Annotated in this window: 19 protein-coding genes; 4 read left to right on the forward strand and 15 right to left on the reverse strand. The window is 52.8% G+C overall.

Features of this window, described 5'->3' with window-relative positions:
• Nucleotides 1-87: 87 nt before the first annotated feature.
• A complete protein-coding gene (gene radA, locus Q3O06_RS09075) occupies nucleotides 88-1,467 on the reverse strand; it encodes a DNA repair protein RadA (RefSeq protein WP_301818502.1) in 1,380 nt (459 codons plus the stop codon).
• A 27-nt stretch (nucleotides 1,468-1,494) separates the two neighbouring features.
• Between radA and Q3O06_RS09080 the strand changes: the two genes are divergently transcribed.
• The gene (locus tag Q3O06_RS09080; RefSeq protein WP_301818503.1) at nucleotides 1,495-1,665 is read left to right on the forward strand and encodes a hypothetical protein; all 171 of its coding nucleotides are present in this window, start codon (nucleotides 1,495-1,497) and stop codon (nucleotides 1,663-1,665) included.
• On the opposite strand, the gene hemE is transcribed toward Q3O06_RS09080, so the two are convergent.
• The 14 genes from hemE to Q3O06_RS09150 all read right to left on the reverse strand — a co-directional run bounded on the left by hemE (nucleotide 1,653) and on the right by Q3O06_RS09150 (nucleotide 12,396).
• Nucleotides 1,653-2,717: a uroporphyrinogen decarboxylase gene (gene hemE / locus Q3O06_RS09085; protein ID WP_301818504.1), complete on the reverse strand. Its 1,065-nt coding sequence runs from the start codon at nucleotides 2,715-2,717 to the stop codon at nucleotides 1,653-1,655. The two genes, Q3O06_RS09080 and hemE, sit on opposite strands and share 13 nt — an antisense overlap.
• Nucleotides 2,718-2,838: 121 nt before the next feature.
• Nucleotides 2,839-3,309: a hypothetical protein gene (locus Q3O06_RS09090; protein ID WP_301818505.1), complete on the reverse strand. Its 471-nt coding sequence runs from the start codon at nucleotides 3,307-3,309 to the stop codon at nucleotides 2,839-2,841.
• 32 nt (nucleotides 3,310-3,341) lie between these two features.
• Nucleotides 3,342-4,565 (reverse strand): heme biosynthesis protein HemY, encoded by a 1,224-nt coding sequence (locus Q3O06_RS09095; RefSeq protein WP_301818506.1) that lies wholly within the window; start codon nucleotides 4,563-4,565, stop codon nucleotides 3,342-3,344.
• The gene (locus tag Q3O06_RS09100; protein WP_301818507.1) at nucleotides 4,562-5,896 is read right to left on the reverse strand and encodes a uroporphyrinogen-III C-methyltransferase; all 1,335 of its coding nucleotides are present in this window, start codon (nucleotides 5,894-5,896) and stop codon (nucleotides 4,562-4,564) included. Before Q3O06_RS09100 ends, Q3O06_RS09095 begins: the two co-directional genes overlap by 4 nt.
• Nucleotides 5,897-5,961: 65 nt before the next feature.
• Complete coding sequence (locus Q3O06_RS09105) at nucleotides 5,962-6,684, reverse strand: uroporphyrinogen-III synthase (protein ID WP_301818508.1); 723 nt, start codon at nucleotides 6,682-6,684, stop codon at nucleotides 5,962-5,964.
• A 17-nt stretch (nucleotides 6,685-6,701) separates the two neighbouring features.
• A complete protein-coding gene (locus tag Q3O06_RS09110) occupies nucleotides 6,702-7,124 on the reverse strand; it encodes a protein Gly1ORF1 (RefSeq protein ID WP_301818509.1) in 423 nt (140 codons plus the stop codon).
• A 250-nt stretch (nucleotides 7,125-7,374) separates the two neighbouring features.
• Nucleotides 7,375-7,695 carry a DUF2322 family protein gene (locus tag Q3O06_RS09115; RefSeq protein ID WP_301818510.1) on the reverse strand — a complete coding sequence of 107 codons (321 nt, stop codon included), beginning with the start codon at nucleotides 7,693-7,695 and terminating at the stop codon, nucleotides 7,375-7,377.
• Nucleotides 7,696-7,717: 22 nt separating this feature from the next.
• Nucleotides 7,718-8,344, reverse strand: a complete 627-nt coding sequence (gene upp, locus Q3O06_RS09120; RefSeq protein ID WP_002217598.1) for a uracil phosphoribosyltransferase — start codon at nucleotides 8,342-8,344, stop codon at nucleotides 7,718-7,720.
• 105 nt (nucleotides 8,345-8,449) lie between these two features.
• Nucleotides 8,450-8,761 carry a Grx4 family monothiol glutaredoxin gene (gene grxD / locus Q3O06_RS09125; RefSeq protein WP_002214004.1) on the reverse strand — a complete coding sequence of 104 codons (312 nt, stop codon included), beginning with the start codon at nucleotides 8,759-8,761 and terminating at the stop codon, nucleotides 8,450-8,452.
• Nucleotides 8,762-8,861: 100 nt separating this feature from the next.
• The gene (locus tag Q3O06_RS09130) at nucleotides 8,862-9,068 is read right to left on the reverse strand and encodes a putative hemolysin (RefSeq protein ID WP_301818511.1); all 207 of its coding nucleotides are present in this window, start codon (nucleotides 9,066-9,068) and stop codon (nucleotides 8,862-8,864) included.
• A 48-nt stretch (nucleotides 9,069-9,116) separates the two neighbouring features.
• Nucleotides 9,117-9,896 carry a TatD family hydrolase gene (locus tag Q3O06_RS09135; protein WP_301818512.1) on the reverse strand — a complete coding sequence of 260 codons (780 nt, stop codon included), beginning with the start codon at nucleotides 9,894-9,896 and terminating at the stop codon, nucleotides 9,117-9,119.
• 4 nt (nucleotides 9,897-9,900) lie between these two features.
• Nucleotides 9,901-10,251 (reverse strand): PilZ domain-containing protein, encoded by a 351-nt coding sequence (locus Q3O06_RS09140; protein ID WP_301673577.1) that lies wholly within the window; start codon nucleotides 10,249-10,251, stop codon nucleotides 9,901-9,903.
• A gap of 3 nt (nucleotides 10,252-10,254) precedes the next feature.
• Entirely contained in the window at nucleotides 10,255-11,232 is a 978-nt protein-coding gene (locus Q3O06_RS09145) for a DNA polymerase III subunit delta' (RefSeq protein ID WP_301818513.1), read from the reverse strand.
• 33 nt (nucleotides 11,233-11,265) lie between these two features.
• Entirely contained in the window at nucleotides 11,266-12,396 is a 1,131-nt protein-coding gene (locus tag Q3O06_RS09150) for a PilT/PilU family type 4a pilus ATPase (RefSeq protein ID WP_025457249.1), read from the reverse strand.
• Nucleotides 12,397-12,563: 167 nt separating this feature from the next.
• On the opposite strand from Q3O06_RS09150, the gene Q3O06_RS09155 reads away from it, so the two are divergent.
• From Q3O06_RS09155 to lepB, 3 genes are all read left to right on the forward strand, one after another.
• The gene (locus Q3O06_RS09155; RefSeq protein ID WP_301818534.1) at nucleotides 12,564-13,265 is read left to right on the forward strand and encodes a 5'-methylthioadenosine/adenosylhomocysteine nucleosidase; all 702 of its coding nucleotides are present in this window, start codon (nucleotides 12,564-12,566) and stop codon (nucleotides 13,263-13,265) included.
• Nucleotides 13,266-13,406: 141 nt separating this feature from the next.
• Complete coding sequence (gene lepA, locus Q3O06_RS09160) at nucleotides 13,407-15,200, forward strand: translation elongation factor 4 (protein WP_036490455.1); 1,794 nt, start codon at nucleotides 13,407-13,409, stop codon at nucleotides 15,198-15,200.
• Between the two features lie 145 nt (nucleotides 15,201-15,345).
• Nucleotides 15,346-16,365: a signal peptidase I gene (lepB, locus tag Q3O06_RS09165; RefSeq protein WP_301818514.1), complete on the forward strand. Its 1,020-nt coding sequence runs from the start codon at nucleotides 15,346-15,348 to the stop codon at nucleotides 16,363-16,365.
• Nucleotides 16,366-16,486 lie beyond the last annotated feature (121 nt).

Raw genomic sequence — 16,486 nt, forward strand, 5'->3', positions numbered from 1 at the left:
ATCTTATCTGTCGCCGGTATGCCTTCTTGTTTCAATCCGCCACAAACCAAATGCCGTCTGAAACCTGATTTCAGACGGCATTTCCTTTCAATCCCTATCTTCCCGACAAATATCAATGGCTTCCTGCAAACTCGAAACACCGTAGATTTTCAGGTTCGGAAACTCTTTGGCGTTGCGCGGCATATTGGCTTTGGGGACGATGGCGCGTTTGAAGCCGAGCTTTTCCGCCTCTTTGAGCCGCTCTTGTCCGCGCGCGACGGGGCGGACTTCGCCGCTTAATCCGATTTCGCCGAAAACCACGGTTTTTTCAGGCATAGGGCGGTTGCGGAAGCTGGAAAGCATCGCGAGGATGACCGCCAAATCCGCCGCTGGTTCGCCGATTTTCACGCCGCCGACGGCGTTTAAAAATACATCCTGATCGAAACAGGCAATGCCGCCGTGTCGGTTGAGGACGGCGAGCAGCATCGCAAGGCGGTTTTGTTCAAGGCCGACGGTGAGGCGTTTGGGTGTAAAGCCGTGCGCGTCATCGACCAACGCCTGAATTTCGACCAAAAGCGGGCGGCTGCCTTCCTGTGTAACCAAAACACACGAGCCGGGCGTATCATCACGGTAGCTGGCAAGGAAGATGGCGGACGGGTTGGACACGCCTTTCAAACCGTTTTCGGTCATGGCGAACACGCCCAATTCGTTTGCCGCACCGAAGCGGTTTTTGATGGCGCGTATCATGCGGTAATTGGAATGTTGGTCGCCCTCGAAATACAGCACGGTATCGACCATGTGTTCCAGTACGCGCGGGCCTGCAATCGCGCCGTCTTTGGTAACGTGTCCGACCAGTATCATGGCGATGCCCATCTGTTTCGCCATGCGCGTCAGTTGGGCGGCACACTCGCGCACCTGCGACACGGAGCCTGGGGCGGAAGTGATTTGGTCGGAATACATGGTTTGGATGGAATCGATGACGACGACTTCGGGTTGATGCTGTTTCAAGGCCGTCTGAATCGCTTCCATGCGGATTTCGGCAAGCAGGTTCACGCCTTCGGTCGGCAGTTCCAAACGTTGCGCGCGCAGGGCGACCTGTTGGGCGGATTCTTCGCCGGAAACGTACAGCACTTTGCGGCTTTGCGCCATTTTGGCGATGGTTTGCAGCAGCAGCGTGGATTTGCCGATGCCGGGATCGCCGCCGAGCAGGATGACCGCACCATCGACCAAACCGCCGCCCAATACGCGGTCGAGTTCGCCCATGCCGGTCGGATTGCGCGGCACTTCGGTCGCAGTAACGGCGGAGAGGGATTGGACGGTCGAAGTGTCCGCCGCCCAAGATTGGAAACGGGCGTTTTTCGGCTCGGGCGCGACCAGGCTTTCCTGAAGCGTGTTCCACTCGCCGCAATGCGGGCATTTGCCCTGCCATTTCGGGGAGGTGCCGCCGCATTCGGTGCATTGGTAAAGGGTTTTAAGCGTTTTTGCCATCGGTTTTCCCTGCATCTGAAAACAAAAATGCCGTCTGAAAATAGGGACGGTTGGGATTGCGCCAATACGGCAACGCCGCCGTCATGTACTATCCATACACGGCGGATATTGCCGCATTGCCTTATTTTTACCCTAACCGGCCATCTCTCGGCTTCAGACGGCATATCGGGCGGTTTCCTGCCGGCTTACCCGCCGTGATACTGCCGCGACAATTCGTGTACGGTATCGACCAAAATTTTGGCGTGTTCGGGGCCGGCGTGTTGGTTGATGCCGTGTCCGAGGTTGAAGACATGGCCGCTGCCGTGTCCGTAGTCGGCTAGGATGCGCGCGACTTCGGTACGGATGGATTCGGGCGTGCCGAAGAGGGCGAACGGGTCGAAGTTGCCTTGCAGGGCGACTTGGTTGCCGACGCGGCGGCGTGCTTCGCCGATGTTGCACGTCCAGTCCAAGCCCAATGCGTCTGCGCCGATTTCTGCCATGCTTTCCAGCCACAGCCCGCCGCCTTTGGCAAATACGATGACGGGAACGCGACGACCTTCACTTTCGCGTTTCAATCCGGCAACGATTTGGCGGATGTATTTGAGGCTGAATTCTTTAAACGCCGCATCGCTCAACACGCCGCCCCAAGTGTCGAAAATCTGCACAGCCTGCGCACCCGCGTCGATTTGGGCGTTGAGGTAGGCGGTAACGGCTTGGGCGTTGGTGTCGAGGATTTTGTGCAGCAAATCGGGGCGCGAATACATCATGGTTTTGATGGTGCGAAATTCCTTGCTGCCGCCGCCTTCAACCATGTAGCAGGCGAGCGTAAACGGGCTGCCGGAGAAGCCGATAAGCGGTATGCGACCGTCCAGTGCTTTACGGATGGAAGTTACCGCGTCAAAGACGTATTGCAGTTTTTCCATATCGGGGACGTGCAATTTGGCGATGTCGGCTTCGTGTTGTAAGGCGCGTTCGAATTTCGGACCTTCGCCTTCGGCAAAGTACAGTCCCAAGCCCATTGCGTCGGGGACGGTCAGGATGTCGGAGAACAGAATCGCCGCGTCCAAATCGAAGCGTTCCAAAGGCTGGATGGTGACTTCGGTCGCCAATCCGGTGTTTTTGCACAAATCGAGGAAGCTGCCCGCTTTCGCGCGTGTGGCTTTGTATTCGGGCAGATAACGCCCCGCCTGACGCATCATCCAAATCGGGGTGTATTCGACAGGCTGTTTGAGCAGGGCGCGGAGGAAAGTGTCGTTTTTTAAAAGAGTCATGCGGGGCTTTCGGTTTGTTTGTAAAACGGAGAAGGAAAACAGTTTTCAGACAATCTTTGCGGCGGTTTCCGCAATGAAAGGTCGTCTGAAAGGGGGGCGGACACATTTGCCTAGGTAATCATCAGTAGATGATTAAACGGCAGCAGGTTTTCAGGGGGGGTTCAATGGTGCGTTTATCTTCGATATGGATAACTTTGGGTTCTTCAGCATCACAATCGCGATGAGAGCGCCCTTCAATACCGATTTTGAAATCTTCATCCAATCCTTCTTCTTTTAGGATTAGCGTAAAAATTTCGGGATGATGGCATGAAACGGCATATCCATCGCCACTATCTAAAGTGATAATACCAAAATCTGCAGATGGTGTTCCTATTTGAACCTTGCCCCATTTGCTTAACATCTCTTTAGCTTGTTTCGCCAAATCTTTTTCCGGTTCAAGTAAAATGACGCAAGTCCCATTTTCAAAGAGCACCCAAGATTTTTCGTTTCCATTAATGCTCTTTTTCCAAACATCAATTAACTTTTGGCGATAAGCAGGCGTTCCAATTTCAAATATTTCTTTCTTTTCCTTAAAGGAATCTGAAGACCCCATCAAATTCTCCCAGATAAAGATATTTCCCAAAATCAGCTATGCTGCTCTAACGCTGCGTGACGTTCGTCATCGGAGACGGCTTCCAAAACCAATTTGCGCTGTGCTTCGGCTTTTTGCGGCTGTTCGGTTTCGTCAAAGACTTTCGCCAACACCAGACGCGCCGAAACGCTCGGTTGCAGGGCGATACTGGCTTCCAAATAACCTTTCGCCTTACCCCACAGCCGACGGCCGTAGGCAAGCTGTCCGAGATACATCAGCAGCAGGGCATTGTCGGGCTGTTCCCGAAGCCAAGCATCGGCAAAATCGATGGCTTTCTGCTGTTCGCGCTCGCCCAAAAAGCGCACGCTTTCGACAAAGGCTTCCAAAAGCTCGGGGCGGCGGTTGTGCGGATAATGCTGTTTGACCCATTTGACCGCATCGGCATACAGTCCCAAACGTTCGTACTTTTCCGCAACCGATACGCTCAATTCCCCGTTTTTGAGGCTGTCGGGAATCCGCTTCAGGCAGGTTTTCAAAGCGGCGGCATCGGCAGCATCCGCCAGCTGGCGGCGGTATGCCCAATTTTGATACCGTTCCATTTCCGATTTGCCCAATGCGCCCGCCTTGGAAAGTTTTTCGGTTTTTGCCAGAACCTGCAACGCGTCGTCCCGATCGAAGGCGTAACGAAGTTGCAGACGCACGAGGCGCGTAAGGTTGGCATTCATCTTCGCCGCCGCATGAAGATTGGCTTCCGCCGCTTCGTAATCGCGCCGGTTCAACGCCGATTCCGCCAGCAGCAGGTAGCGGGAAAGCTGCTGTTTTTCCGGCAGTTTGGCGATTTCCGCAAGATAACGGTCGCGCAGCTCGATGTTTTCCATCTGCCCAGCGGCGTGCGCGCCCAGCATCAATGCCAAAGTCCGGTTGTCTCCGGCCTCTTTGTTGCCCAATACGCGCGAGGCTTCAAGTTCCGCCTTCTCAAAACGCCCTTCAAAATACGCCAAACCCGCCTTGTTCAAGGCAAGCGCGGCCTTGCGGCCTTTCCGCGCCGAACCCGAACGCCGCAGCTTTTCGGGGATATTGAGTACGCCGATAATGAATTTGAACAGGAAATACCAAGCCGCAACGGCAATCAGCAGCCCCAGCACAAAGGCGTGCAGGTTGATTCTGAGCATGGTCTGTCCGAGTACGATATACACGTCGCCGGTGTAAATGCCTGAAGCCAGCGCCAGTCCGACGGCGGCGGCAAACAGGACGACAATCCAGACTACCGTTTTCATGCGCGTTCTCCTTTAGCGGAGGGCAAACGCCCTGCCTTTTCCGGTACGGGCTGTTTTTTTGCAGGCTGTTCCGGTTTGCGTTCCGACGGAAGGGACGGTGCTTCTATGGTCTTCACATCCGATGCGGCAGCCGCTTCGGAAGCTGTGTTTTCGTTTGCCAGTTCGGAAGTCGCCTGTTCCACTTCTTGATTTTCCGCCGCCGTCATGCGCGTACCGTCGCGATAGGCGCGGACGGCATTTAGGCTGTTTTTCAAACCGTCATCCGCCGTCATGCGCACATCCAACGCCTTCAATTCCGCCAGTTCTTTCAGCCACGACTGCGTGGCGGGGGATTTGGCATCAAAATACTGTCTGATGACGGTTTCGGCATTGTTCAAATCGCTTTGATAGACTTCGCTGTTGCGCTGCATTAATGCAGTCCGCGCATCCAAAAGGCGGAGGCGCAGGTTTTCACGCACAAAATATGCCTGTTCGGGAGAAATCAGCATGGCATCGTTGTTTTCCAAACGGCGGATTTCGACCAGCCCTTTCAATGTGCCGAGGGATTTTTCCCATACGTTCTGCCACCATGATGCGGAAACGGCTTCGTTGCGGGCCTGTACGCCCGGTTTCAATACGCCGTCCAAAATCAACGGCAGTCCGGATACGGCGGTTTCCAACCGGTCGATGCGCAGTGCCGTGCCGGAAATATCGACATAAGGACGGTTTTTCAATTCCGCCAAGTCGCTGCTAACCGCCTGCTTGATCGGCAGAAGCTCTGCCTGATTGAAACGGGACAGGCGGCTGTCGATATGTTCCAGCACGCCGACTGCCGTTTGGATATTGCCGGTCAGCACCAGCTGTTGCGCCGCCAGATTGAGTATGGTCTCGGTTTCGTCCACCAGCCAATCGGCACGCCCTTTGGTCAGCTCACGATAGGCTTTTTGCGTCATCAGAATTTGTTCGCCGTTGGCTTTGACACCGCTGTCCAAACGGTCGAGTTCGGACTGTATGGCACTTTGGCGGTTGAGGTTGTCTTTGAGCAGGGCGGCATTTTCCGACTCGCCCAAAGCGGCTTTGTCGATTTTTTGGTTGAATGCCAACTCTTGGTTTTTCAAGACATTCTGTCCTTGGACAAACAAAAAACCACTTGCACCCAGACCCAAGGCCGCCAATACCAGGGCGCAGGCCGCCAAAGCGTTGCTGCCGGACTGTTTGACGATAAAAGGAGCGGCAGGAATGTGTACTTCTGTTTCGTTTTCTTTGCGTGGGGAAGAGGTTTCAGACGGCATTTCTTTTGATGCCTGTATCTCGCGTACGGGTTCGGATGATTTGTTTTCAGGTTCGCTCACCGTTTTGCTCCTTATCGATTAAGCTTTTTAGAAAGGCCGGACCGTCCGCAACGGATCCGAACCTTTCAAACAGGAAAATGAGAAAGTGCGTATTCCAGCGAAGGGACGGTTTCCACCGACCGTACTCCTTCGCGTTTCAAGGCCTCCGCAATACGCGGATGATGGGTAAAGTATAACAAGGATTTGAAGAATCGGGAAAATTGCGGAGGAACCTGTGCAAACAACGACTGCACGAGTTCTATGGACGTAATATAGGCGGCAGTAATATTCTCGGATTGGAAATTTTGAAAGTTCAAAGGTTTATGCCGTCTGAAATAGACTTCTGCCACCTCCGTCCGAAAACCTTTCTCCTGCAAGGCATTCATCAGAAAATCCCGCCCGCCGTGTCCGCGCACGAACAAGACGCGCCCTCCTTCGCGCAGACCATCCCAAACCGGCAGGCGCAAAACCGCCTCGCTGTCGTTTCCGTCTTCAGGTGCAAACACGCCCGCGCCCGCATAACGCGCCAAGGCACGGCGGCTGCCCTGCCCTACGGAAATGTGCATCTTTATGCCGTCTGAAAAGTCCAAGTACTGCGCGGCGGTTTCAACGGCGGTCGGACTGACCCAAAACACGGCATCCGCACGGGCATACATTTCCGGCAGCCGTTTCAGGCTTGCTTCGTCGGTTTCGATTTCAATCGGACTCAACACTTCCGCCTGCCATCCGGCACGACGGCAGATTTCCACATCGTCCTTCGCCCTGCCCGACGGACGGACAATCAGCATGACGGGTTTCGCTGTTTCCATCGCCTTATCCTCCCCGATTACCAGGAAAAATCGTCATCGTTGAAATTCGCCTGTGCGGTTTTCGGCGTACAGCCGAACCGTGCGACTTCCTTGCCCCTACGCTCCACAACGACACCGCTGCTTTCCGTATGAGTCACGGAATCGAAGTCTGTCCATACGGTGTACATAAATTCGCCGTTTTGGAATTTCATCGTTGCCCAACGACCGCTGCCCATACCTTGCCACCTGTCGGAACGCCCCAACAGGTCAGCTTTGCTGTTGCGTATGGCAATTTCTTTTTTTGCCGCACTGCCGAACGAATATTCGTAAAGATTGCGGTCGATTTTTTGGACTTCTATATATTTGTTGTTGTCCGTTTTACAGGAAAACACCGTATCCGCCCACACGGTTTGAGCGGCAGCCGACAGAAGCAATACGGCAGAAAGGAACATTTTTTTCATCGTATTTCCTTAATGGTTGAAACCCCGCCATTTGGACATCCGTCCTTCGTGGCAGCAGCATCAGATTTTATTTGAGAGGGGTGTAACCCCTTTCAAATTAGGGCAACACATAGGGCGACGCTTTATGTATCGTCCTGCGTGTTGAAACATCATTGCCCGTATCCTGAAATAGAAAAGAAAATGCCCGTTTTACGGTCTTCTTTCCGACAAAATGCCGTCTGAAACGGATTTCAGACGGCATGGTCGAAAATTATTGCGCGGCAAGCGGCTTGAGCAGGAAGGTTTCGCCGCTTTGTACGACATTTTCCAGCAGATCGATGTTCGGATGCTTGCCGGGGTAGGCGCGCGCGTCGGCAACGTGTTCGGCAAACCATATCAAACCCTGCTCTGCCGCTTCTTTGTCCAATTTTCCGTCAAAACGTTCCGCCAAAGCATTGTACAGCTTGAGCGAACCGAGCTTGCCCTGAACGGCGGGAATGTGGTGAACCGTTTTGCCTTCGGCATCCCGAACGTCCAAACCGCCCAGATGGTCGATTGAAGGAAATGTGGCGAGATAATCTTGAAAATTCATATCAACTCCGAAAATCAGTCAGTTAGCGCGTGCCGAAAATCTTGTCGCCCGCATCGCCTAAACCGGGAATAATATAGCCGTTTTCGTTCAAGTGGCTGTCGAGCGCGGCGGTGTAAATCGTAACATCGGGATGCGCGTCGTTGACCGCCTTCACGCCCTCGGGCGCGGCAACCAAGACTAAGGCTTTGATGTTGCGGCAGCCCTTGGCTTTCAAAAGGTCGATGGTGGCAACCATCGAACCGCCCGTCGCCAGCATCGGGTCGATAATCAGGGCAGGACGTTCGTCCATACTGTCCACGAATTTCTCGAAGTAGGAAACAGGTTTCAGCGTTTCCTCGTCGCGCTGCAGTCCGACTACACTGATTTTGGCAGTCGGAATCAGGTCGAGCACGCCGTCGAGCATACCCAAACCGGCGCGCAAGATGGGGACGACGGTCAGGGTTTTGCCTTTGATGCGGTCGCCTTCAATCTGACCGCACCATCCGTCGATAAGGTATTTTTCGATTTCAAAATCACGACTTGCTTCGTACGCCATCAGGCGTGCCAGCTCTGTGGTAAGCGTTCGGAATTTGTAGGTGCTGCAATCTGCCTCCCTCATCAGGGTTAATTTGTGGCGGACGAGCGGATGGTTGATAACGTTAACGTTCATCGCGGTGTTCCAGTGTGATTTTGAGACGCGTCATTATACTTTTTTTTAATTTGCCGGAAAAGAAAATGCCGTCTGAAACACGTTCAGACGGCATTGCCGAATCCATCAGGCTTTCAGCAGCTCTTGCAGCTCGCCTGCCTCATACATTTCCATCAGGATGTCCGAACCGCCGACAAATTCGCCGTTCACATAAAGTTGGGGAATGGTCGGCCAGTCGCTGTATTCCTTAATGCCTTGGCGTACTTCGGGATTTTCCAATACGTTGACGGTAACGTAATCGGTACAGCCTGCCGCATTAAGGATTTGTACGGCGCGAGAAGAGAAACCGCATTGCGGAAACTGCTTTGTACCTTTCATAAACAATACAACGCGGTGAGTCGTTACTACTTCTTTAATTTGGTCGTGGATGGAAGCCATCGCTTATTCCTTTTGATAAAGTTGACAAAATTTGTCAGGTAGGGCGCATTATACGCAAAAGCGGAAACTTCCCACAATATTTGCTGTATATCGTGCAGTATCAATGTTGTGAACGGAAATATTCCCACTCCTCGACAATCCTGCTGTCCGGCAAATGGCACAGGGCATATCCGCCGCCGCTTCCGTCTTTTTTTGCTTCCCGTCCGCCGCCTTTGGCAATGCAGAATTTGGAAGCGGAATTTGCCATACCGACTGCCTCATGCCTGTCCGAAACGTGTTGGCAGGCAGGCAGCAGCAGCGCGGACATACATACGGATGAATTGCCTTCATGGTTTTCCTTATCGTCGGCACAGGGTCAGACGGCCCGCATATCGGGTACTTTTTTAAACAGCCGGTAAAAGTTTTCCGTCGTATATGCCGCAACCTGTTCCAATGTTTGATTCCGCAATTTGGCAATATGTTCGGCGGTATGACGCACAAAAGCCGGTTCGTTCTGCCTGCCTCGTTTGGGAACGGGGGCGAGGAACGGCGCATCGGTTTCCACCAAAATGCGGTCGTCCGGAACGTATTTTGCCGCCTCCTGAACCAAAGGGGCGTTTTTAAACGTAACGATTCCCGAAAAAGAAATATAAAGCCCCAAATCCATGGCAGCCCGAGCAAAGGCTGTGTCTTCGGAAAAACAGTGGATCACACCCGAATTGGTTTTACATTCTTTCAGAATAGACAAGGTATCCGCCGCCGCATCGCGCGTATGGACGATAACGGGCAGCCCGGTTTGATTGGCTGCTTCGATGTGGTCTGCAAAGCGTTTGTGCTGCCAAGACAAATCGCCTTTGCACCAGTAATAATCCAAACCCGTCTCGCCGATGCCGACCACTTTCGGATGGGTGGCGGCTTCGACCATTTCCGCGACGGAAAATTCTTCCGCTTCCCTGCTGTCGGGATGTACGCCTATGGTGCAATAGATGTGTTCGTGCGCTTCGGCGACGGCAAAGACTTCGGAGAAGCTTTCCCTACTGACGCTGATAGCGAGAGCCTGCCCCACGCCGTTTGCTTCCATGTTGGACAAAACTTCGGGCAGGCGTTCTTTCAAACCTTCAAAATTGAGGTGGCAGTGCGAATCGATGATATGCATGGCGTTACATCGTAAACGTGGGTTTGCCGCTATCGAGCACGCTGCCCAGTTCGACTTCGATCTGGTCTTTGACTTTCAGGCAGTTTTCGTGTTTTGTGAATGCCAGCCCCACCCCTTTGGGTTTGGAGGAAGTGCGCGCAGGATTGATCCACGCCACCTGTGTCGGCAGGAACAATTTGGGATAATTGAAAATTTCCACGGCAAGCAGAATGTCTTCCCCGATGGAAAATACGTCGTCGGTCTGCACAAACAGACCGCCGTGTTCCAAAAACGGCATATAGGAGCTGTACAGCAGACTCATGTCTTTCAGCTGCAACGACATCATTTTTGCCGGAATATTTTGTCCGTCTGACATAATTCACCCGTTCTCTTTCTTCAATTCCAAATAATTGATGAGCAGATGCTCGATCTGCATTTTGACATTTAAAGTATGAAACCCGTAAGGGGCAAGCTGTTTGAGCATATCCTCCGCCGCAAATACATTGCGCGGGCGGAAACCGGATGCCGTCTGAAGCAGCCTGTCTTCATAAGCGGGATAATAGACGGGTTTCATGTGTTGCAGGCACAATCCCAAATCGACCAGCCACTTCTGCATCCACCCGACAAATACGTCGAGCGGAAGTTTCTCCTTATCGAAAAGCGCGGCGTAATCCAAAATCTTCAACAACCTCGGCTCTGCCAAAATATCCAACAGTTTAATCCGCAACGCACGGACACCGTCCGCCTCATCAAACAGCGGCGCACCCGAATGGAACGCCAAAAATTCTTCCGGCTCCGCCACATCCCTGTCGCGCAGATATGCCAATGCTTCCCCATGCGAAGGAGCGGGCAAAACCATCTTCCGGCAGCGGCTTTTAATGGTCGGTAAAACCTTGTCCGCCGCGTGGCTGACCAGCAAAAAGACCACTTGGGGCGGCGGCTCTTCCAACACTTTCAACAAACTGTTGGCGGCTTGGACATTCATACTTTCCGCAGGATGAATCAGAACCACGCGCAAACCGCCCCGTACCGAAGTCAGGTACACATTATCGATGATTTCCCTGACGGCATCGATTTTGATCTGCAACAGTTTGCGCCCGTTTTCGGGTTCGTCCGCCAGAGGCGTGATTTCGTAAAAATCGGGATGGCTTCCCTGTCCAAACAGATGGCAGGACATACATTCGCCACAGGGTTTGCAGCCCGGTGCAGGGGTTTCGCACAACAACGCCTTCGCCGCAAAACGGGCAAACGCGGTCTTCCCCGTCCCCTTTTTGCCGGCAAACAGCCAAGCATTGGGACGGCTCGTCCAATGCTCCGCAATCTGCCGCCATTGTTCATTATGCCACGGATAAATCATGTCAAACTGCCCGTCCGGAAATCCATACCGCCATCAGAGCAGTTCCAAATCGGGGCCGGAACTTTGCGCCCGGCGGCTGCGCAACTGTACCGCCAAACGCAAATCGTGTGCGGAGTCGGCATTTTTCAAGGCATCCTGCAAGGAAATCTCGCCTTTCTCATACAATTGGTAAAGGTGTTGGTCGAAGGTCTGCATACCCAAGGTGGTGGATTTCTTCATCACTTCTTTGATTTCATGGATGTTGCCGTTGTGAATCAACTCCGAAATCAGGGGCGAATTGAGCAGCACCTCGACTGCCGCCACCCTGCCCTTGCCGCCGTCTCGCGGAACGAGGCGTTGCGAAATAAACGCCTGAAGGTTGAGCGACAAATCCGTCAGCAATTGTTCGCGCCGCTCCTCGGGGAAAAAGTTGATGATGCGGTCGAGTGCCTGATTGGTGCTGTTGGCGTGCAGCGTCGCCATACACAAATGCCCCGTTTCGGCAAAGGCAATGGCGTAGTCCATTGTTTCGCGGTCGCGGATTTCGCCGATCAGAATCACATCCGGTGCCTGCCGCAGCGTGTTTTTCAACGCCGCCATCCAGTTTTCCGTATCCACGCCGACCTCGCGCTGGGTGATGATGCAGTTTTTGTGTTCGTGGACAAACTCGATCGGATCTTCGATGGTGATGATATGTCCGAACGAATTTTCATTGCGGTAGTCGATAAGCGAGGCGAGCGAAGTCGATTTGCCCGAGCCGGTACCGCCGACAAAAATAACCAGCCCGCGTTTTTTCAGCGCGACATCCTTCAAGACCGGCGGCAGGTTCAGGCTTTCAAACTTGGGAATCTTGCTGGTAATCGCGCGGAATACCAACGCCGTCGCGCCGCGCTGTATCATCGCATTGACGCGGAAGCGGCTGGTATCCGGCAGGCTGATGGCGAAGTTGCACTCGTTGGTCGATGAAAATTCTTCCGCCTGCTTCGCACTCATAATCGAAAAGGCGATTTCCATACATTTTTCCGCCGTCAGCGGCTCGTCCGTGATGCGGGTGATTTTGCCGTCCAGCTTCATCGCGGGCGGGAAATGGGTCGTCACAAACAAGTCGGAACCTTTGTTTTTGTTCATATGGCGCAGCCATGCGAACAGTTCTTCCTTTGCAGTCATATTTTCATCGGTAAACATCTTCGTCCCCCAATCTTCAAACAATCTGTACCTTCCCATTCTACCAAAAACCCGCCATGCCGTCTGAAACCGTTTCAGACGGCATGGACAAACCGCCCCCACTCAATCCTGCCGTGTTAGCGTGTATAATTCGGCGTTCTATCCAAAATTCACAGCAGGTCAGCAATATGTCTTTGAAAACAGTAGCCGTTATCGGCGCAATGGAACAGGAAATCGAGCTTTTGCGCGAGATGATGGGAAATGTCAAAACCGTCTCTTTCGGCAGATTTTCCGCCTATGAAGGCGAATTGGCGGGAAAACGCATGGTGCTTGCATTGAGCGGCATCGGCAAGGTCAACGCGGCGGTTGCAACGGCTTGGCTTATCCATCAATTCGCACCGGACTGCGTCATCAACACCGGCAGCGCGGGCGGTTTGGGCAAGGGTTTGAAAGTCGGCGACGTAGTCATCGGTACGGAAACCGCGCACCACGATGTCGATGTAACTGCATTCGGCTATGTTTGGGGACAAGTGCCGCAACTGCCGGCAAGGTTCGCTTCAGACGGCATTTTGATTGAAACGGCAAAACGGTCGGCGCGGACGTTTGAAGGCGCGGCGGTAGAACAAGGCCTGATTGTCAGCGGCGACCGCTTCATCCACAGCAGCGAAGGCGTGGCGGAAATCTGCAAGCACTTCCCCGAAGTCAATGCAGTGGAAATGGAAGCGGCGGCGATTGCCCAAACCTGTCATCAGTTGGAAACGCCTTTCGTCATCATCCGCGCTGTTTCCGATTCGGCGGACGAAAAAGCAGACATCAGCTTTGACGAATTTTTGAAAACGGCGGCGGCAAGTTCTGCAAAAATGGTGGCAGAAATCGTCAAATCTTTATAAAACCTTTATCAAATCATGCCAAAACAGCGGTTTTCCGTTAGAATATCGGGCTATTTCCACGTTGCATCCGATATTCAGGCGTACCGCTGTTTGTTCAGACGGCATTTCTAAAACCTACCGTTCAGCATTAAAAACAACTCAATGAAAAATATCCGAAACTTCTCCATTATTGCCCACATCGACCACGGCAAATCGACGCTTGCCGACCGCTTCATCCAATATTGCGGCGGTTTGGATTTGCGCGAAATGAGCACGCAGGTGCTCGATTCCATGGACATCGAAAAAGAGCGCGGCATTACTATTAAAGCGCAAACCGCCGCGCTCAACTACAAAGCACGCGACGGGCAGGTGTATCAGCTCAACCTGATTGACACGCCGGGACACGTCGACTTTTCTTACGAAGTTTCCCGTTCGCTCTCTGCCTGCGAAGGCGCGCTGTTGGTCGTTGACGCGTCGCAGGGCGTGGAAGCGCAAACCGTGGCGAACTGTTACACCGCGATTGATTTGGGCGTGGAAGTCGTGCCTGTTTTGAACAAAATCGACCTACCTGCCGCCGACCCCGAACGCGTTGAACAGGAAATCGAGGATATCATCGGCATCGATGCGGTCGGCGCGGTGCAGTGTTCCGCCAAAAGCGGCATCGGAGTGGAAGACGTTTTGGAAGAAATCGTTGCCAAAATTCCTGCGCCGACCGGCGATGAAAACGCGCCGCTGCAAGCCGTTATCGTCGATTCGTGGTTTGACAATTACGTCGGCGTGGTCATGCTGATTCGAGTGAAAAACGGCACCATCAAACTGAAAGACAAAGTGCGCTTTATGAGCACCAAGGCGGAAACGCAGGTCGAGCAGCTGGGCGTATTCACACCGAAATCGGTTCAAAAACAAGAACTCAAAGCCGGTGAAGTGGGCTTTTTGATTACCGGCGTAAAAGAATTGGGACAGGCGAAAGTCGGCGACACGGTTACACTGGTTGCCAACCCCGCCTCAGAGCCACTGCCCGGCTTCCAAGAAGTACAAAGTCAAGTATTCGCGGGCCTTTATCCCGTGGAAAGCCACGACTACGAAGCTTTGCGTGATGCTTTGGAAAAATTGCAGCTGAACGATGCTTCGTTGAAATTCGAGCCTGAAGTTTCTCAAGCATTGGGCTTCGGCTTCCGCTGCGGCTTCTTGGGTCTGTTGCACTTGGAAATCGTACAGGAACGTTTGGAACGCGAGTTCGACATGGACTTGATTACCACCGCGCCGACGGTGGTTTACGAAGTCGTGTTGAAGAGCGGCGAAAAAATCGAAGTCGAAAATCCGTCCAAACTGCCCGACATCGGCAGCATCGAAACCATTCTCGAGCCGATTATCACTGCGACTATCCTCGTGCCGCAGGAATACGTCGGCAACGTCATGACTTTGTGTAACCAAAAGCGCGGCGTTCAGGTCAATATGCAGTACATGGGCCGCCAAGTCATGCTGACTTACGACTTGCCCATGAACGAAGTCGTGATGGACTTTTTCGACAAACTCAAATCCACTTCGCGCGGCTATGCTTCGTTGGACTACCATTTCAAAGAGTTCCAGCCGTCTGATTTGATTAAGCTCGACATTATGGTCAACGGAGAAAAAGTCGATGCGCTGAGCCTGATTGTGCACCGTCAAAGCGCGGTTCACCGAGGCCGCGAACTGGCAGCGAAAATGCGCGAGCTGATTCCGCGCCAAATGTTCGATATCGCCGTCCAAGCCGCCATCGGCAGCCAGATTATCGCCCGTGAAAACGTCAAAGCCCTGCGTAAAAACGTCTTGGCGAAATGTTACGGCGGCGATATTACGCGTAAGAAAAAACTTCTCGAAAAACAAAAAGCAGGTAAGCGCCGCATGAAACAAGTGGGCAACGTGGAAATTCCGCAAAGCGCATTCTTGGCGATTTTACAGGTGAGCGACAAATAATATTTCGGCACATAGGGCGGCGCGTCGGGAACACCCCTCAAACCGCCCTGATTTCAGGGGCACGCGCCCGCAAACAAATTTTGCAATTTGCCGCCTTAAAACGGTTGCACGGACGGGCGGGTTTTTTAACCGTTAAGGAACAACAATGAACACAATGCTAATGTCGGGCGCGGCTGCCGCGCTGCTTGCCGGCATCATCCTTTATTTCAAAAGCGACAAAAAGCGGCAGGAAAACGGTGAATGGAGTTCCGGCCTCGAATACGCCTATATCCTGACGGCGGTCGGCGTGTTTGCCGCTTTGTCCCTGTTTATGAGCTTTACCGCCGTTTTCCTGATTTTCGTTGTATTGTGCGGTACGGCTTGGGGGGTATATAAATACCGCCTGAAGACTTCTCCCGAAATCTCGGAAAGCAGCCACTTCGGCGATTATTTCGGCAGTTTTTTCCCTACCGTTTTGGTATTGTTCCTCATCCGGTCGTTTATTGCCGAACCGTTCCAAATCCCGTCCAGCTCCATGCGCCCGGGTCTGATTAAGGGCGATTTCATTTTGGTCAGCAAATTTTCCTACGGCTTGCGCGTACCTGTTTTAAACAATGTATTTATCCCCACGGGCAAAATCGAACGGGGCGATGTCGTTGTTTTTAATTATCCTCTGCAGCCGGACATGACCTACATCAAGCGTATTGTCGGCATCCCTGGCGACATTGTCGAATATCGGGATAAGATTTTAACGGTAAACGGAAAACCGGCTTCTGATATTCCTAACGGCACATACCGTTATCCCGACGACACCGACCCTTCCGAAATCCACAACACGGATATGTTCCGCAGCGGTTTGGACGGCAAATCCTTCAATATTCTGAAAAAAGAAGGACAGCCTGCCGTTTCCTTACCCGTATTGGGCAAATATACCTCCGATATCATGTCTGAAAACGGATATTCCATAGAGCAAAGCGGTCTGAACCATTGCCAATATGCCGACGACGGCAGCGGTTTCGTATGTCAGGTTCCCGAAGGACGCTATTTCGCTATGGGCGACAACCGCGACAACAGTGCCGATTCGCGCTACTGGGGCTTTGTGGATGACAAGCTGGTTGTCGGCAAGGCAACCTTCATTCTGATGAACTTCGGCGATTTCAGCCGGGTCGGTACGGCAATCCGCTAAACCGGGAAGCCAAGAATGCCGTCTGAAAATAGTTTCAGACGGCATTTGCTATTCCTCACTTTTGCAGGCGGATCTAACGTTGTCGGATTTTCCTACCTATAGTGAATTAAATTTAAATTAG

Origin of the sequence: Neisseria maigaei (genome assembly GCF_958267405.1) — a bacterium.
Lineage (GTDB): Bacteria > Pseudomonadota > Gammaproteobacteria > Burkholderiales > Neisseriaceae > Neisseria > Neisseria bergeri.

Coding starts and splice junctions, on each gene's coding strand:
- Q3O06_RS09135 (WP_301818512.1), bottom strand. CDS start 9,896: ATGCATATCATCGATTCGCACTGCCACCTCAATTTTGAAGGTTTGAAA.
- Q3O06_RS09140 (WP_301673577.1), bottom strand. CDS start 10,251: ATGTCAGACGGACAAAATATTCCGGCAAAAATGATGTCGTTGCAGCTG.
- lepB (WP_301818514.1), top strand. CDS start 15,346: ATGAACACAATGCTAATGTCGGGCGCGGCTGCCGCGCTGCTTGCCGGC.
- Q3O06_RS09090 (WP_301818505.1), bottom strand. CDS start 3,309: ATGGGGTCTTCAGATTCCTTTAAGGAAAAGAAAGAAATATTTGAAATT.
- Q3O06_RS09105 (WP_301818508.1), bottom strand. CDS start 6,684: ATGGAAACAGCGAAACCCGTCATGCTGATTGTCCGTCCGTCGGGCAGG.
- upp (WP_002217598.1), bottom strand. CDS start 8,344: ATGAACGTTAACGTTATCAACCATCCGCTCGTCCGCCACAAATTAACC.
- Q3O06_RS09095 (WP_301818506.1), bottom strand. CDS start 4,565: ATGAAAACGGTAGTCTGGATTGTCGTCCTGTTTGCCGCCGCCGTCGGA.
- Q3O06_RS09130 (WP_301818511.1), bottom strand. CDS start 9,068: ATGTCCGCGCTGCTGCTGCCTGCCTGCCAACACGTTTCGGACAGGCAT.
- Q3O06_RS09080 (WP_301818503.1), top strand. CDS start 1,495: ATGCCGTCTGAAAATAGGGACGGTTGGGATTGCGCCAATACGGCAACG.
- Q3O06_RS09155 (WP_301818534.1), top strand. CDS start 12,564: ATGTCTTTGAAAACAGTAGCCGTTATCGGCGCAATGGAACAGGAAATC.
- lepA (WP_036490455.1), top strand. CDS start 13,407: ATGAAAAATATCCGAAACTTCTCCATTATTGCCCACATCGACCACGGC.
- Q3O06_RS09115 (WP_301818510.1), bottom strand. CDS start 7,695: ATGAATTTTCAAGATTATCTCGCCACATTTCCTTCAATCGACCATCTG.
- Q3O06_RS09110 (WP_301818509.1), bottom strand. CDS start 7,124: ATGAAAAAAATGTTCCTTTCTGCCGTATTGCTTCTGTCGGCTGCCGCT.
- radA (WP_301818502.1), bottom strand. CDS start 1,467: ATGGCAAAAACGCTTAAAACCCTTTACCAATGCACCGAATGCGGCGGC.
- hemE (WP_301818504.1), bottom strand. CDS start 2,717: ATGACTCTTTTAAAAAACGACACTTTCCTCCGCGCCCTGCTCAAACAG.
- Q3O06_RS09150 (WP_025457249.1), bottom strand. CDS start 12,396: ATGTTTACCGATGAAAATATGACTGCAAAGGAAGAACTGTTCGCATGG.
- grxD (WP_002214004.1), bottom strand. CDS start 8,761: ATGGCTTCCATCCACGACCAAATTAAAGAAGTAGTAACGACTCACCGC.
- Q3O06_RS09145 (WP_301818513.1), bottom strand. CDS start 11,232: ATGATTTATCCGTGGCATAATGAACAATGGCGGCAGATTGCGGAGCAT.